We start from the raw sequence: 13,720 nt of genomic DNA on the forward strand, positions 1-13,720 counted from the left end.
CAGTCGCGCCGCGGTCATTGGACCGGCGTCAGCGGCGGTGGCTGCCAGTCACCTCGGACGACTTCCTCTTTCGGTGCGTAGAGCCGCAGGGTGAGGGAGAACTGGCCGGATTCCGGGATGGGCAGCCAGTTGCCCGGCGGTACCGCCGGACCAGGATCGCCGTGTTGCACGGCTAGGTCGACCGAACCGTCCGGGTTGGGCACCACCGGGAGCTGGTGACCGACCGAGTAGATCCCGGCGGGGTTGTCGATCAGATAGCTGTCCGGGCCGTAGGCGGTCAAGGACCAGAAGGCCGCGACGGGCGGGGTCCGGCCGGGCGGGAAATGCAGGCGGAATCGGCTGCCGTCGGCGCCGGCCGTGGCAAACAAGGTCGGATAGATCGCGTCCTGAGCGAGATTGGCGCCGAGGCCTTTCCACGCGATCGCCGCGCGCTGGAGATAGTTCGTGCCGTAGGCGCCGATGGACGGGTCGAAGGTCCAGCCGTTCTGGTTCACCGCCCGCGGATCGAGATAGACCGGAATCTGCTGCTTGGCGGTGGCCACCGCCGCGGTGAGTTCGGCCCCGGAGATGCCGGCGACCTTGCCGCCCGGCGTGATCCCGAGCGCGGCAAAGCGTTTCATCGCGGGCGTGTCGTCCGGGGCGGGCGGTGTCGTCGCGAGGACCGCGCACAGACGGCCGAAGAAGGTGCTCGCGTCCATGGCCGCGACCTGTTCGGCGGGCGGCGTCGAATCCGCCCGCGGCGCAGGCGCACCGGCCTGCGGCGCGCCGGTACCGCTGAGGGGCGTCAGCGTGAGTTGCTGCTGGATGGCATGCACGGCAGGCAGATCCGCCTCGCCGTTCACCTGGATCCGCCCGAGCAGCCATACGGTCGATGTCGGCATGGGCAGCGGGGTGACGTCGTCCGGCAGGGTGCCCGACCACCCGGGACCGACCACCGCGTAGGTGTACGGCGCCGCGGACTTCGCCTGCGGCCGAACGCTACTCGGGTTGTGCACGGTGTTCGTCCAGGCGTCGAGCAGCTGCAGCAACCAGTACCGGCCGTCCTCGATGGCGGGCACGCGCAACAACATCGGCTCGGCGCGCAGGTCCAGCCATGCCGCCGAGTACAGGGTGTCGCGGTTGAGGCGCACCACATCCCGCCGCGCGGGCGTCGGCAACGCCGAAGCGTGCTGGAATCGGTTGGTCGTCCCGGCCGCGACCCGGGTGACGTCCATCAGGACGAGCGGATAGCCGAAGATATAGGCATCCTTGGCGATCGCCGCGGTATCACTGAGCCGGGTGGTCGGCGCGGCCGGCGATTCGACCTCCGATTCCCCGCAGGACGACACCCCGGCCGAGGCCGCAGCCACAGTCGCCGCCAGTCCGAACATGCTCCGGCGGGAAATCCCGCCGGTCCGATCACCCATGGTTCCCCTGCTTCCCGATCCGATCGGACAGTGCCGGAGCTGCGCACCGCAGTATAGCCAAGCGTTAGCCGATGCACGGGGAAAGCAGGGGTACAGCTATCGGTCGCACAGGACGCACCGACGGCGTCGCAACTGACGGGCACACCTCGTACTACGCACGTAGATAGGGCGATACGAGCAGTTGCCGATCGGTAACCGAAATAGCTCAGGTGCCGAGGACCGCGTTCATGATGGTGCCCGCGCTGGTCGCCACCACACCGCCGACCATGGCGCCCGCGATCATCTTCGGTGATTGCAGCGCGCCGCCCTGCCACTTCTCCCACGCGAACTTGCCGCCCGCGAAGACGATCGCGAGGATGCCCGACAGCAGCGCGAACCAGGTCAGGTAGCGAACCATCTGGAGGATCTTGTCCGACAGCGGCGGCGCCTCCGGCGTGGGGTTTCCGACCTGCGCCAGTGTCGTGAAGGTATCGCCGACCGACGCCAGAATGATGCTCACCATCTACTCCCTACGCTCCACTACAACCGTGCCGCCGCCCGAGCCGCCACACGAAAGCTGTTAAACCGCCGATGAATTCGATCTTGGACGAGGATACGGGCTCGTCGTTACTCCTGTGGATACCCGGTACGCAACAGCGCACACACCCCTGTGCCGAGTCGCACGCTGCATTCCGCGGAATCGCCCCCATGCGGTAGTAGCAACCCGGCGGCGGCGCCGTCGGGGCGCGGCCGCCGAGCGCACCGGCCACCGCGCCCCTCCATCATCGGCGAGTATCGGCAACCCGGCAAGGTGCGCGCGGCGCCGAACTTCCTTGGGGCGCTGACTCGAACCGTCCCGAGAGGAAGGCCGCATTGCAGCGAACAAACCGATACCATCACAGGCAGCGACTTTCCTGCCCTGTCCCGAACCCAGAATGAGCTGACGACGATGATCCTGGCCGCCGCTTACGACACCCTGCTCGCGCAGATCGGCAATCCCAGCCCCGAAGCTCCGCCGGTCTCCGACAAGTTCCTCCAACTGGTTCGCTACTTCACCTGGTTCGTGCTGCTGGCCGGCATCGTGGCCATCATCTACGCGGGCGGCAAGTTCGCGTGGGAGAAATGGACCGGCGGCGGCCTGGACTCGCCGAAGATGGTGGCGGGAGCCATGATCGGCGGTGTGGTCGCGACCAGCGCGGGCACCATCATGAACGCCGTCATCGGCTGAGCACCGCACCGGTGCCACACCGGCCTGCCGCGCCGCTACACGTCCGGGAGCCAGCTGCCATGGAATCCGAACGGAACCCGTTGCGGCAGGTGCACAGTGGCCACCGGGGCCGCCGCGAGATCGTCGGCGCGCATATGACCAGATCGCCCAGCTCTGACGTGGCGTTATAGACAAAAGACATGAGATAGCCGCTGCCGCCGAGGTGTTGGTCCGCGGGTGCGAACACCGCTTCCGCGGGCACGCGTCCCGCACCGAGCTCGTGCGTGGTCCGATCGCCGGTGCCTATCTGAGCGAGATCGCAACCCGAGCCGCGGAAGGTCTGGCGGCGCTGCGCGCCTTGGAAAATTCGATCACCTGAGCACGCTGGCCGGTGAGCGGATCCCCGAGCAGTGAGCGCGTTTCAGCGCAGCACGCCCGCGGCGCGGGCGGCGCGCAGCCAGTCCGGGAATTCGCCGAGCAGGCGGGTGTACAGCTCGCCGTCGCCGACCCGGTCGATATCGTCGAGGGCGAAGAAGCCCGCGTTGTCGACCAGCCGGTCCGACAGCTCGTCGAGCGTGCGGAGCAGTCCGTAGTTCGCCTTGCCCAAACCGATGAACTGCCAGAACACGGGCAGCCGCGCCGCCTCCCGCATGAGCGCGCTGATCTCGCGCTTGTTCGCGAAACCGCCGTCGGTGAAGAACAGGATCAGGGCCGGTCCGTCGCCGGGACGCACCGAGGACAGGATGTCGCGCATGATCGGCAACTCGTCGTTGCGTCCGCCGATCCGGTCGTAGTCGATGCCCGCGTGGTTCCCGGCGAGATGCAGGTAGGTCTGCGCCCATTCGTCGCTGTGCTCGACGGTGATGTCGGGCAGTTTGGCGAACGACAGCGCGTACAGATACGCCTCGAGCCTGCCGTTGTCGTCGAGCTGGGTGGCGATCGGAACCATGCGCTGCACGACGCGATGCACCACTTGATTGCGGTACTGCTTCTGCATGCTGCCGGTCTTGTCGAGCACCAGCACCACGCGCGCACGAATCCCGAAGGCGTTCTTGTCGATCAGCACCTTCGCGACGGCACGCTTACGCAGATCGAGCTTTTCGCGTTTCTCGAACGACAGCGCCGCCTCACCGGGCACGGTGCGCACCTGCGGCTCCGGCGCCGCGGCGGGCGCATCGTCCACGCGCACACCATGATCGGTGACCAGTGCCGCGAAACCGCCCGCGTAGCCCTGACCCACCGCCCGCACCTTCCAGGCCGACTCGCGGCGGTACAGCTCGAGCGCGATCACCACGGACTCGCTCGCCAAACCCTCGATGCGGTACTCGTACAACATGTTTGCGGCACTGTCGGCGACCGTCACCACCGGCGCGGTGAACTGCCCGAAGGTCGCGGACGCGTCGGCGAGGGTAAGGATCGCCCGCACCTGCGCGATCTCGGCGGGCAGCTCGGTGGGCGAAACCTCCAGCGCGGCGGCGCCTTCGGTGCGCAGCCGCACGCCGGGCCCGCTCGGCTGATTGAAGAACACGAAGTCGGCGTCGGACCGCACGACGCCCGCGGCGGTCACCAGCAGGGCCGACAGATCGACCGCGGCCTCGGTCCGCACCGACAGCACCACCCGCGGCTCGGTCAGTGCCCCGTTCTGCCCCTTGACCAGTGCAGTGCCCATCGAGACTCCTTAGAACGGGCCGAAATCCGTCGCCAGAGTATGACAGTGCCGCGGCCGCCGCGGGCACGCTCAGGCGACCACGAACGGGTCGGCCTGCCAGCCGGTGAGCGCGACGACCTCCACGGCGATCTCTTCGGGCGTCCGGTCGGTGGTGTCGACCACCCGGACCCACGCCGGCACCGCATGGTCGAGTTCCCTGGCCGTCGCGACGCTGCGCTCGATGTGCCGCTGCAATTCGATACCGTTCTCGCGCAACGCGAGCCGCGCCGACGCGGTCTGATCATCGCAGGTCAGCAGCACCGCGGTGACCGTCGGCGTATCTCCCATCGCCGCCGTGAGCTCCGCGATGACCTCGGGAAACACGCTCGCGGTATTGGTGTAGATCAACCGCCGGTAGCCGAGCACGCGGTAGTTCCCCCACATCGCCGCCAGATTCTGCTCGGCGAGGCCGTGCTCCCAGGTGGGCGGGTACGCCAGGTCGAGGCTGTCTCCTTCGATCAGCGCGTGCCGCACGTTCGCCGCAGCGAGTACCGCGTGCACGGCGAGACCGACCCGGCTCTTGCCGACGCCCGAGCGCCCGCCGAGAAACAGCACCTCCGATTTGTCGATCACCCGTCCAGAATGCCAACCCGCCGAAGGCGGGCCGAGCCGGTGCGACCTGGATCACAGCCCTTGCATGTGGAACAGTTGTAAGAACACAATAGTTATATGCTTACAACTGTCGAGGGGCTGTCCGCTCGTCGCAAAACGATCGTGCTCGCGACGTGCTGTCTGAGCCTGCTCATCGTGTCGATGGACGCGACCATCGTGAACGTGGCGATCCCGGCCATCCAGGCGGATCTGCACGCGCCGCTGTCGCGGCTGCAGTGGATCGTCGATGCCTACACCCTCACCCTCGCGAGCTTCCTGATGCTGGCCGGAACCGCGGCCGACCGGTTCGGCCGCCGCAAGGTGTTCCGCATCGGACTGGCCACCTTCGCGCTCGGTTCTCTGCTGTGCAGCCTCGCGCCGACCATCGAGGTCTTGATCGGGGCACGGTTCCTGCAGGCGCTCGGCGGCTCGATGCTCAATCCCGTGGCGATGTCGATCATCACCACCGTGTTCACCGGCCGGGTCGAACGCGCGCGGGCGATCGGGGTGTGGGGTGCGGTGGTCGGCATCTCGATGGCGTTGGGGCCCACCGTCGGCGGCGTGCTGATCGATGCGCTGGGCTGGCAGTCGGTGTTCTGGATCAACCTGCCGGTCTGCGCACTCGCCCTCGTACTCACGACCCTCTTCGTGCCGGAGTCGAAGTCGGCGACGGTGCGCGGTATCGACCCGATCGGCCAGGTGCTCGCCGTCGTATTCCTCTTCACCACCGTGTTCGGCCTGATCGAGCGTCAGCCGTTGATCTTCGTCGTCGCGGCGATCGCGTTGGCGGCGTTCGTCTACTACGAGTCACGGCGGGTGGATCCGTTCATCGATCTGCGCTTCTTCCGCAGCGTGCCGTTCTCGTCGGCGACGGTGATCGCCGTCTTCAGCTTCGCGACCCTCGGCGCGTTCCTGTTCACCTGCTCGCTGTATCTGCAAACGGTCCGGCACTATTCGGCCGTGCACACCGGCTTGCTGTATCTGGCGATGGCGGTCGCGATGGTGATCTTCTCCCCGTTGTCCGGCAGGCTCGTCGGCAAGCACGGCACCCGGCCGTCGCTGCTCGTGGCCGGGGTCATGATGACCATCGCCGCCGTCCTGCTCAGCACGCTCACCCCCGACACCCCGGTCTGGGCGCTCGTGGTCATGTTCGCGATCTTCGGCGTCGGCTTCGGCATGGTGAACGCCCCGATCACCACCACCGCGGTCAGCGGGATGCCGCTGGACCGGGCCGGCGCGGCCGCCTCGGTGGCCTCGACCAGCCGCCAGGTGGGTGTGAGCATCGGCGTGGCGCTCTGCGGTGCGCTGACGGGAGCGGGTCTGTGGTGGGTGATCGCGGTGCTGACCGCCGGGGTCGCCATACTCGGTGTGGTCGCGAATACGCCGTGGGCCAGTCGGTCCAGCGACCGCATCGCCCCGTTACTCGAACAGAAAGTGCCTGCCCATGTCGGATGACACCCCCACCGCCGACGAGGTGTGGGCCCAACTCACCCGACTCGTGCTCTACGGCCGCGACCCGTGGCGGCGCGCGGCGGTCGAGCGAACCGGCTTGCCGTTCAGTCGCATTCGGGTGCTCCGCCGGTTACAGGCCGCACCACTGACCGTCAAAGAACTGGCGCACGCCGCGGCGATCGACGCACCGGCCGCCACGGTGGCGGTCAACGATCTCGAGGAGCGCGGCCTCGTGGTCCGCGAGGTGGACCCCACCAACCGGCGCCGCAAACAGGTGTCCCTCACCGAAAACGGGCGGGCGATCCTGGCCGAGGCGCTGGCCACCCCCGACCCCGCCCCGGCCTCGGTCGCCGCACTGGACGACGACGAGTTGCGCACCCTGCACGAGATCCTGCGCAAGCTCGAGCACTGAACCGGCACGCGGTGAGCGCCGCAACGCACTCCGCCGCGGGCAGACGAACGCCGGCGTGGGCGCGGAGAATTGCCGTCGAGGCAGCGAACCCTGGTCAGGCGCTGACGAATTCGCGATCGCCGTACTGCACGCTCGCGGCGTCCCAGTCCCCGCCGATCCCGGCCACGAAGCGCTGCGCCAGCTCCAGATCCGCGACATCCACCACCAGGATGAGCGTATTCGCCTCGGTGACCGAACCGCCGACGAGCCGCTGCCTGGCCACCGGATCGGCGACCAGCCCGTCGTGGAATCGCCGCACATCGACGCCGGGGATCGCGACCGTCAACGCGTCGACGCCCGGCGAATTCGGTGCCAGCCGTTGGAAAGTCAGCACCGACTCCTGCTGGAATCGGGTGCGCACCTGATCGGCGATCTGCCGCAGCTCCGCCGCATCGACGCAGGCCAGGTGGAACTCGCGGGACCGCTCGTAGGTCGCCTGCTGTCGCTCGTCGGACCAGAACACGCCGCTGACCAGCGTCGAGCCGACCGGTAAGCCGATGTGCTGCACCGCGATCCCGTCCACCACCAGCTCGAAGCCGTCGAGCCGCTGTTGCAAGCGGGGATCCTGCGGATCGGTGATCGTCGCGGTGTTGTCGGTGGCGAACAGTTCCGCGGTGGGCTGCAACGGGTTTCCCGTCGCACAAGCCGCGGGCCCGGCCGTCGCGGGTCCCGCTCCCCCGACCGGTCCGGCCGCGACGAACACCGTCGCCACCACAGCCATCGTCCGTGCCGCGATCATCCCGATCCCTCCGAAGCCAGCGCTCGCCGCTATGACGACAGCACCCTATCCCCCGGCTCGCCGGGATCGGAGCGGTTCGGTCCGCTCAGCGAAACACGCCGAGCGGGCGGCGCCCGGTACGGCGCTCGCCCGCTCGGCGGCTGTGCACGGTCAGTTGCGGAAGGCGTCCTTGACCTTCTCGCCCGCGTCCTTCAAGTTGGACTTGAGCTGATCGCCCTTGCCCTCGTTCTCGAGATCCCGGTCATCGGTGGCCTGACCGAACTTTTCCTTCGCCTTACCGGCGAGGTCTTCAGCCTTGTTCTTGGCCTTGTCAGCTGTGCTCACTGTCTAACCCCTTTCGTCGGGCTGGACCGACCCGCTGTTTTCGGCCGGACATTCGGCGGATAACCGCTCTGCGCCGACGCAAACACCGATGATCCGCCATCCCTCGAACTCCGGTCTCTGAGCTGGCGTTTCCGGCGTACAGTTGCCCTGGTAAACCCCCGAACCGCAGCGCCGCGTGCCCACGAGCACTCCGGAGGCAGCATGCCGACACAGGCCACGCCGCGCCACGCCGATCATCCGTCGACCACAAATCTGGGGGATATCGTGGTTCCCGTGCTCTTTCCGGCCGACCGGCGCGATCATGCCCGCAGATGACCAGTACGCCGTGGTGGCCATGACCTCCTCGGCCGGTGGTGTCACGGCGCTGTTCACCGTCCTCGGCGCGCTGCCAGCGGAATTGCCGGTCCCGGTGTTGGTCGTTCAGCATCTCGACCCTCGGCACAAAACCGTGCTCGCCGATTTGATCGCGCGCCGAACCGCGATGCGGGTGCGACTGGCGGAAGCGGGCGAGTCGATCGGTCCGGGCACTGTTTACATCGCACCGCCCAACTACCATCTGCTGGTGGAGCCCCCTGGTGTACTGAGCCTGTCGAACAGTGAACTCGTCCATTTTGTGCGCCCGTCGGCCGATTTGCTGTTCGAATCGGTGGCAGGCGCGTACGGACCCCGCGCCATCGCCTGTGTCCTCACCGGCTCCGGCAGCGACGGCGCGATGGGCGTGCGCGCCGTCAAATCCCGCGGCGGCACCGTGATCGTGCAGGACCCGGCGACCGCGGAGTTCAAAGGCATGCCGTCCGCGGCCGTGGCGACCGGCGACGCGGATCTCGTACTGCCGCTCGACGAGATCGCCTCCGTCATCTGTGGTCTGGTGATGGGTAGCGCCTCATGACCGAGTCCAACGAGGAGAACATGACCGAGTCGAGTGACGAAATCTCCAGTGCCGAACCAGCACTGGAGGATCTGCTGCTGTTCATCCGCGACTCGCGCGGCTTCGATTTCACCGGCTACAAGCGCACCTCACTGACCAGACGTATCCGCAAGCGCATGCAAGAGGTACAGGTCAGCGAATACCTCGACTACCGGGATCTGCTGGAGAGCAATGCCGACGAGTTCCGTTCCCTGTTCAACACCATCCTGATCAATGTCACCAGCTTCTTCCGTGACGTGGACGCCTGGCAGTACATCCAGCTCGAAGTGCTTCCGGAAGTTATCGCGAACACCAAGTCCGACGACGAGATCCGGATCTGGAGTGCGGGCTGCTCCAGCGGCGAGGAGACCTACTCACTGGCGATCGCCTGCGCTGAAGCGCTCGGCATCGAGGAGTGTGTCCGGCGGGTCAAACTCTATGGCACCGATGTCGACGAGGAAGCTCTGCGTCAAGCGCGCTCCGGTATGTACTCCGCGAAGGCGCTCAGCCCGCTGTCCACCGAACTCCGGAACAAGTACTTCGAGCAGAGCGGTGACCGCTTCGTCTTCCGGCCGGACCTGCGCCGCCGAGTGATCTTCGGCAGGCTCGACATCACCCGCGATGCCCCTATCTCCCGGCTCGACCTGCTCGTGTGCCGAAACACGTTGATGTACTTCAATGCCGAGGCGCAATCACAGATCCTGGACCGGTTCCGCTTCGCCTTACGCGACGGCGGGTTCCTGTTCCTCGGCAAGGCCGAGTTGTTGCTGTCCGACAGTGAACGCTTCGGTGTAGCGAGCATGCGCCAGCGCATCTTCCGTCGTCTGAGCGGAGATGCCCGACCGACACAGCATGCGGCCTCCGTGCGCCTGGGCACCGAGCTCGGTGCCGAGGCGCACGGCATCGTCAAGAAGCGGCAGCTCAGCGAGCTCGCCCTCGATGCCGCGCCGTATGGCGTACTCGGCCTGGACGTCGACGGACGGGTCAGCATTCTCAGCCATCAGGTGCGCAGCCAATTTGCCCTCACTTCGCACGATATCGGCAGGCCGCTCAGCGAGCTGGAGATCTCGTATCGCCCAGTCGAGCTGCGCTCGCTGATCGAGCAGGCCAAGGCCGAGCGCCGCACCATCAGGGTCAGCTCGGCGGAGCGCAAACTCGGTCCGGATGAGGTCCAGTATTTCGAGGTGCACGTCCAACCACTGTCGACGAGCGACGGAACCGATGTCGGCGTGGTCGTCAACTTCATCGATACGACGATGCCGACGCGGCTCTCGCTGGAACTGAAGGTGAAGCGGGAAGAACTGGAGACCGCCTACGAAGAACTCCAGTCGACCAACGAAGAACTCGAAACCACCAACGAAGAACTCCAGTCCAGCATCGAGGAACTGGAGACAACCAACGAAGAACTGCAATCGACCAACGAAGAACTCGAAACCACCAACGAAGAACTCCAGTCTGGCAACGAAGAACTCGAGACCATGAACGAGGAGATGCGGATCCGTACCGACGAGTTGGATGAGACGCGAGCCTTCCTGGAAGGTGTGCTGTCCAGTGTGGCCGCCTGTGTGGTGGTGCTCGATGACCAACTGCGCGTACGCAGCTGGAATCGAGGTGCGGAAGATATGTGGGGCCTGCGCGCGGACGAGGTGCAACATCAGGTCTTCTTCACCCTCGACTTCGGATTGCCGACCCAGCTCCTGTACGAAAGCATCCAGCGGTGCCTCAAATCAGCGCACCGCTACGGTCCGGTCGAGATCGCGGCCATCAACCGCATCGGGCGCACGATCACCTGCGCGGTGACCTGTTCACCGCTGGAAGGCAATCCAGACGGTGTGGTATTGCTAATAGAGGAAGTTCCACGGGAAAGCGGTGCTGTCAGCGGCAATTGACTCCGTCATCGCCGCCGTCGCGTACGCTGTTCACGTGCGGTCGCATATCGAGGCCTACCACGAACTCGCCCGCGTCTGGCGGGAATCCCGCGCAGAGCAGTCGCGGGCGGACCGTGCTGCGGCAGTCGCGGCGAAATACGAATCAGCCCTGTGCGAGCCGCCACCGTCGATGGCACCGTTCCGGCAGCGTATGGCTGAATTGCACCGGCGGATCGAAGCCCGCCACCTTGCCTGCGCTCGTCTGCATCGACTGCATGCCCAGCGCCTGCAACGGTGGTATTTCGGGGACCGCGCCGACCTACGACCGGTGTTCATGGCCGTCGTCGCCGTGCAGTCGGGAATGGACAGCGCGGCGGTCACCCTGTTCGACCGCGGCGGCAACGAACTACTCGTCGCCACCTCCGACCGCACCGCGCACGCCGCGCACGATCTCGAACTCGTGGTCGGCGAGGGTCCGGGTCACGACGTGCTGGACGGCCGGTACCTTGTCACCGCCGAGGCCACCGACCTGACAGAACGATGGCCGCTATACGGACCGGCACTGACCGAACTCGGCGTGCGATCGGTGGTTGGGGTTCCGTTGGTCTCGGCGCACTTGATCGGTACGCTGTGCCTGTTCACCGACCAGGCCGTGCTGCACACCGAGATCAGCTCCGCCGCAGTAAAAGTGGCCGATGCCCTGGCCAATACCGTGCTGCTCCCCACGTCCGGCCCCGGTCCGGACGGGAGCCCGCAGGGCATTCTGTTCGACGAGGCCGATTATCTGCCAGCGCTGCACCAGGCGGTCGGCATGGTCGCCGTGCAGTGCGTCTGCGACCTCGATGCCGCGCTCGCGCTGCTGCGCGCCCGTGCGTTCACCGAGGGTGTCACCGTCACCGACATCGCGCACCGCGTAGTAGAGGACGGATACCAGTTATGTTGACCACCAAGGCCTTCCGTGGCTGATGACTTCGCGTTAGGCATGTCCGAGCTGACTACGCTGCTGTTGAACAACAGCAGCGTGACCGAATCACTCTGTGCCGTAGCCGATATCGTCGTCCGCATGCTTTCCGGCTCCCTGACGGTAGGCGTCCTGCTCTCCCGGGCCGACGGCGGCGCGGCCTTCGGTGGTTCGACCGGCGCACACGCGATGCTCCTCGAAGAGTCCCGAGTAGGCGAGGGACATGACGCGAGCACACAGGCCATCGACACGGCACACCAGGTCTCTATTTCGGACACGACCCAGGAGCGCCGCTGGGGCGGCTACCCGAGCCGTTTGGTGGCGCACGGCGTGAGATCCGTTCATGTCGAACCTCTTTCGTCGACCGGCGAAGCACTGGGCGCGCTGTCGTTGTACTCGAATCGCCCGCATACCTTCACGCCGGAGCTGCGGGAAGACGCGGCACTGACCGCCGAGCACATCGGCGTACTGCTCGCCGTCGGCATCGACACCGCCCGGCAGGCCGCACTGGCCGAGCAGCTCCGCGCGGCACTGGCCTCGCGGTCCGCCATCGACCAGGCGCTCGGCATGATCATGGCCGAGAAACGATGCACCCGCGATGCCGCCTTCGCGTTGCTGCGTAATCGATCCCAGCGCAGCAACATCCGAATCGCGGACCTGGCGGCCGACATCATCGAGGCGGTCACCGGACGGGCGCCGGGGCCAGTACATTTCGCAGAGCCGCAGTCGCAACGGCCGCCCAAGCGTCGCTGATTGCGTCAGTGCCCCAGCACATTTCGCTGCGCGATGCGGCGCGTCCAACCCGCGCCGGAACTACCGTCACCGAGTACAATTGGATCCGTCCACCCGAGTCCCGAAGCGCGGCTCCGAATCAGCCACTCGACACACGGGGGAAGGATGGACTGCGCAGCACAACCCGGAGACCCCAGCGGTCGCCGGACACATCATCGTTCACTGTTTCTCGACCGACGCGATGCAGGTCGGCGCCTCGCCTATCAACTGCGGGCATTCCGCGGTCCCGATGTCGTCGCGCTCGGCATTCCTCGCGGCGGGGTGGCCGTTGCCTACGAAGTCGCGGCGTCGCTACGGGTGCCGCTCGACACTGTCGTGGTCAACAAACTTCGTGTCCCCTACCGGCCGGATCTCAGTTTCGGCGCGGTCGCCGAGCACGACACGCAGCTCATCGACGAAGTTGTGGTGCGCAGCGCGATGTTGACCCCCGCGGAGATCACCGCCGCCGAACGGCACGGTCGCGACCGACTGCGACGGCTGTGTCAACGGTTCCACCAACACAACTGCCGGCCCGAGCTGCACGGTCGCACCGCGCTGGTGGTCGACGACGGCGTCCGCACCGGCATCACCGCACGCACGGCCTGCCAGGCGGCCTATCGGCGTGGCGCGGTCCGCGTCGTCCTCGCGGTTCCGGTCGCTCCCCATCGGATCGCGCGCACCCTGTCCTACTACGCCGACAAGGTCGTATGCCTGGAAACGCCCGCGCAGGCCCGTCCGGTGGGCCAGTCCTATCAGCAGTTCGACACCGTCACCGACGCCGACGTGGATCGCATACTCCGCAGCGACACTGCCGCACCCACGACTGCCTCGCGCAACCACCAGGCAGAACAAGGAACGACAGCCGAACGGCAACCAGCCGAGTAGCCCGTTCTCCGGTATCGCGACGTGCCACGTCCAGGACGGCCGTTCTGGAAACGTGCCGAAGTTCCTGGCCGAGACCCCGGATGGGTATACGATTCTGCGGTCGGTGGAACAGTCCAACGAGCGTGCTGGCCACCGCTTCTTCGAGCACGTGGGTCGACTCGCGTGGGGACGGACCGGAGGCGGCATTGTCCGAAGTGTCGATTGGTACGTTGGCTGCGGACAGCAACTCCAACGGTGTCAGCGAAGGCCTGCTCTCCGAGCTGGTCGAACATCTGCGGCAGAACCGCACCGTGTTGCGTGAGGAATGGGCACGGCGCATCACCGACGCGCAATTGCTCACCGCGATGACCCCGGACGAGATGTTCTCCGAGGCGACCTCCGTCTACGACAACTACGTCGCCGTCCTCGAAACCGGTTCGGTCGAGGCCCTGCAGGACTACGCCCGCGATCTGTCCGAGCGCATCATTCCGC

Annotated in this window: 15 protein-coding genes and 1 pseudogene; 9 read left to right on the forward strand and 7 right to left on the reverse strand. The window is 66.6% G+C overall.

What is annotated here, in order from left to right:
• Positions 1 to 14: 14 nt before the first annotated feature.
• A complete protein-coding gene (locus NBRGI_RS12070) occupies positions 15 to 1,406 on the reverse strand; it encodes a DUF1254 domain-containing protein (RefSeq protein ID WP_029895568.1) in 1,392 nt (463 codons plus the stop codon).
• Positions 1,407 to 1,611: 205 nt separating this feature from the next.
• Positions 1,612 to 1,908 (reverse strand): hypothetical protein, encoded by a 297-nt coding sequence (locus NBRGI_RS12075; RefSeq protein WP_014982885.1) that lies wholly within the window; start codon positions 1,906 to 1,908, stop codon positions 1,612 to 1,614.
• Positions 1,909 to 2,334: 426 nt separating this feature from the next.
• On the opposite strand from NBRGI_RS12075, the gene NBRGI_RS12080 reads away from it, so the two are divergent.
• Positions 2,335 to 2,613: a hypothetical protein gene (locus NBRGI_RS12080; protein ID WP_014982884.1), complete on the forward strand. Its 279-nt coding sequence runs from the start codon at positions 2,335 to 2,337 to the stop codon at positions 2,611 to 2,613.
• A 35-nt stretch (positions 2,614 to 2,648) separates the two neighbouring features.
• Here NBRGI_RS12080 and NBRGI_RS48685 read toward each other — a convergent pair whose 3' ends face one another.
• From NBRGI_RS48685 to NBRGI_RS12100, 3 genes are all read right to left on the reverse strand, one after another.
• On the reverse strand, positions 2,649 to 2,747 hold the full coding sequence (locus NBRGI_RS48685) for a carotenoid oxygenase family protein (RefSeq protein WP_200882155.1): 99 nt from the start codon (positions 2,745 to 2,747) through the stop codon (positions 2,649 to 2,651).
• A 266-nt stretch (positions 2,748 to 3,013) separates the two neighbouring features.
• The gene (locus NBRGI_RS12095) at positions 3,014 to 4,261 is read right to left on the reverse strand and encodes a vWA domain-containing protein (RefSeq protein WP_029895572.1); all 1,248 of its coding nucleotides are present in this window, start codon (positions 4,259 to 4,261) and stop codon (positions 3,014 to 3,016) included.
• A gap of 69 nt (positions 4,262 to 4,330) precedes the next feature.
• On the reverse strand, positions 4,331 to 4,873 hold the full coding sequence (locus NBRGI_RS12100) for an ATPase (protein WP_200882156.1): 543 nt from the start codon (positions 4,871 to 4,873) through the stop codon (positions 4,331 to 4,333).
• A gap of 96 nt (positions 4,874 to 4,969) precedes the next feature.
• Here NBRGI_RS12100 and NBRGI_RS12105 point away from each other — a divergent pair, with 96 nt between their 5' ends.
• Complete coding sequence (locus tag NBRGI_RS12105; RefSeq protein ID WP_029895576.1) at positions 4,970 to 6,346, forward strand: MFS transporter; 1,377 nt, start codon at positions 4,970 to 4,972, stop codon at positions 6,344 to 6,346.
• Positions 6,336 to 6,755, forward strand: coding sequence for a MarR family winged helix-turn-helix transcriptional regulator (locus NBRGI_RS12110; protein ID WP_029895579.1), 420 nt, complete (start codon positions 6,336 to 6,338; stop codon positions 6,753 to 6,755). Before NBRGI_RS12105 ends, NBRGI_RS12110 begins: the two co-directional genes overlap by 11 nt.
• A gap of 94 nt (positions 6,756 to 6,849) precedes the next feature.
• Here NBRGI_RS12110 and NBRGI_RS12115 read toward each other — a convergent pair whose 3' ends face one another.
• Together NBRGI_RS12115 and NBRGI_RS12120 are read right to left on the reverse strand one after the other, a co-directional pair.
• Entirely contained in the window at positions 6,850 to 7,533 is a 684-nt protein-coding gene (locus NBRGI_RS12115) for a hypothetical protein (RefSeq protein WP_029895581.1), read from the reverse strand.
• A 150-nt stretch (positions 7,534 to 7,683) separates the two neighbouring features.
• Positions 7,684 to 7,857, reverse strand: coding sequence for a CsbD family protein (locus NBRGI_RS12120; RefSeq protein ID WP_029895582.1), 174 nt, complete (start codon positions 7,855 to 7,857; stop codon positions 7,684 to 7,686).
• A 301-nt stretch (positions 7,858 to 8,158) separates the two neighbouring features.
• Between NBRGI_RS12120 and NBRGI_RS12125 the strand changes: the two genes are divergently transcribed.
• The 6 genes and pseudogenes from NBRGI_RS12125 to NBRGI_RS43675 form a co-directional block, all read left to right on the forward strand.
• Positions 8,159 to 8,746, forward strand: a complete 588-nt coding sequence (locus NBRGI_RS12125; RefSeq protein ID WP_029895584.1) for a chemotaxis protein CheB — start codon at positions 8,159 to 8,161, stop codon at positions 8,744 to 8,746.
• Positions 8,743 to 10,653 (forward strand): CheR family methyltransferase, encoded by a 1,911-nt coding sequence (locus NBRGI_RS12130; protein ID WP_200882157.1) that lies wholly within the window; start codon positions 8,743 to 8,745, stop codon positions 10,651 to 10,653. The genes NBRGI_RS12125 and NBRGI_RS12130 overlap by 4 nt, the downstream gene beginning before the upstream one ends.
• A 34-nt stretch (positions 10,654 to 10,687) precedes the next feature.
• Positions 10,688 to 11,575, forward strand: coding sequence for a GAF domain-containing protein (locus tag NBRGI_RS12135; protein WP_051727680.1), 888 nt, complete (start codon positions 10,688 to 10,690; stop codon positions 11,573 to 11,575).
• Between the two features lie 39 nt (positions 11,576 to 11,614).
• Positions 11,615 to 12,346 (forward strand): GAF and ANTAR domain-containing protein, encoded by a 732-nt coding sequence (locus NBRGI_RS12140; protein WP_029895590.1) that lies wholly within the window; start codon positions 11,615 to 11,617, stop codon positions 12,344 to 12,346.
• A 144-nt stretch (positions 12,347 to 12,490) separates the two neighbouring features.
• The gene (locus NBRGI_RS12145) at positions 12,491 to 13,249 is read left to right on the forward strand and encodes a phosphoribosyltransferase (protein WP_063726255.1); all 759 of its coding nucleotides are present in this window, start codon (positions 12,491 to 12,493) and stop codon (positions 13,247 to 13,249) included.
• Positions 13,250 to 13,434: 185 nt separating this feature from the next.
• Positions 13,435 to 13,720, forward strand: a pseudogene (locus tag NBRGI_RS43675) (STAS domain-containing protein); the annotation flags it as partial.

Origin of the sequence: Nocardia brasiliensis IFM 10847, assembly GCF_000710915.1 — a bacterium.
Taxonomy (GTDB): Bacteria; Actinomycetota; Actinomycetes; order Mycobacteriales; family Mycobacteriaceae; genus Nocardia; species Nocardia brasiliensis_A.

Excerpts from the sequence above, each read along its gene's own strand:
- NBRGI_RS12070 (WP_029895568.1), bottom strand. The coding sequence starts at position 1,406 with ATGGGTGATCGGACCGGCGGGATTTCCCGCCGGAGCATGTTCGGACTG.
- NBRGI_RS12075 (WP_014982885.1), bottom strand. The coding sequence starts at position 1,908 with ATGGTGAGCATCATTCTGGCGTCGGTCGGCGATACCTTCACGACACTG.
- NBRGI_RS12080 (WP_014982884.1), top strand. The coding sequence starts at position 2,335 with ATGATCCTGGCCGCCGCTTACGACACCCTGCTCGCGCAGATCGGCAAT.
- NBRGI_RS48685 (WP_200882155.1), bottom strand. The coding sequence starts at position 2,747 with ATGCGCGCCGACGATCTCGCGGCGGCCCCGGTGGCCACTGTGCACCTG.
- NBRGI_RS12095 (WP_029895572.1), bottom strand. The coding sequence starts at position 4,261 with ATGGGCACTGCACTGGTCAAGGGGCAGAACGGGGCACTGACCGAGCCG.
- NBRGI_RS12105 (WP_029895576.1), top strand. The coding sequence starts at position 4,970 with ATGCTTACAACTGTCGAGGGGCTGTCCGCTCGTCGCAAAACGATCGTG.
- NBRGI_RS12110 (WP_029895579.1), top strand. The coding sequence starts at position 6,336 with ATGTCGGATGACACCCCCACCGCCGACGAGGTGTGGGCCCAACTCACC.
- NBRGI_RS12115 (WP_029895581.1), bottom strand. The coding sequence starts at position 7,533 with ATGATCGCGGCACGGACGATGGCTGTGGTGGCGACGGTGTTCGTCGCG.
- NBRGI_RS12125 (WP_029895584.1), top strand. The coding sequence starts at position 8,159 with ATGCCCGCAGATGACCAGTACGCCGTGGTGGCCATGACCTCCTCGGCC.
- NBRGI_RS12130 (WP_200882157.1), top strand. The coding sequence starts at position 8,743 with ATGACCGAGTCCAACGAGGAGAACATGACCGAGTCGAGTGACGAAATC.
- NBRGI_RS12140 (WP_029895590.1), top strand. The coding sequence starts at position 11,615 with ATGTCCGAGCTGACTACGCTGCTGTTGAACAACAGCAGCGTGACCGAA.
- NBRGI_RS12145 (WP_063726255.1), top strand. The coding sequence starts at position 12,491 with ATGGACTGCGCAGCACAACCCGGAGACCCCAGCGGTCGCCGGACACAT.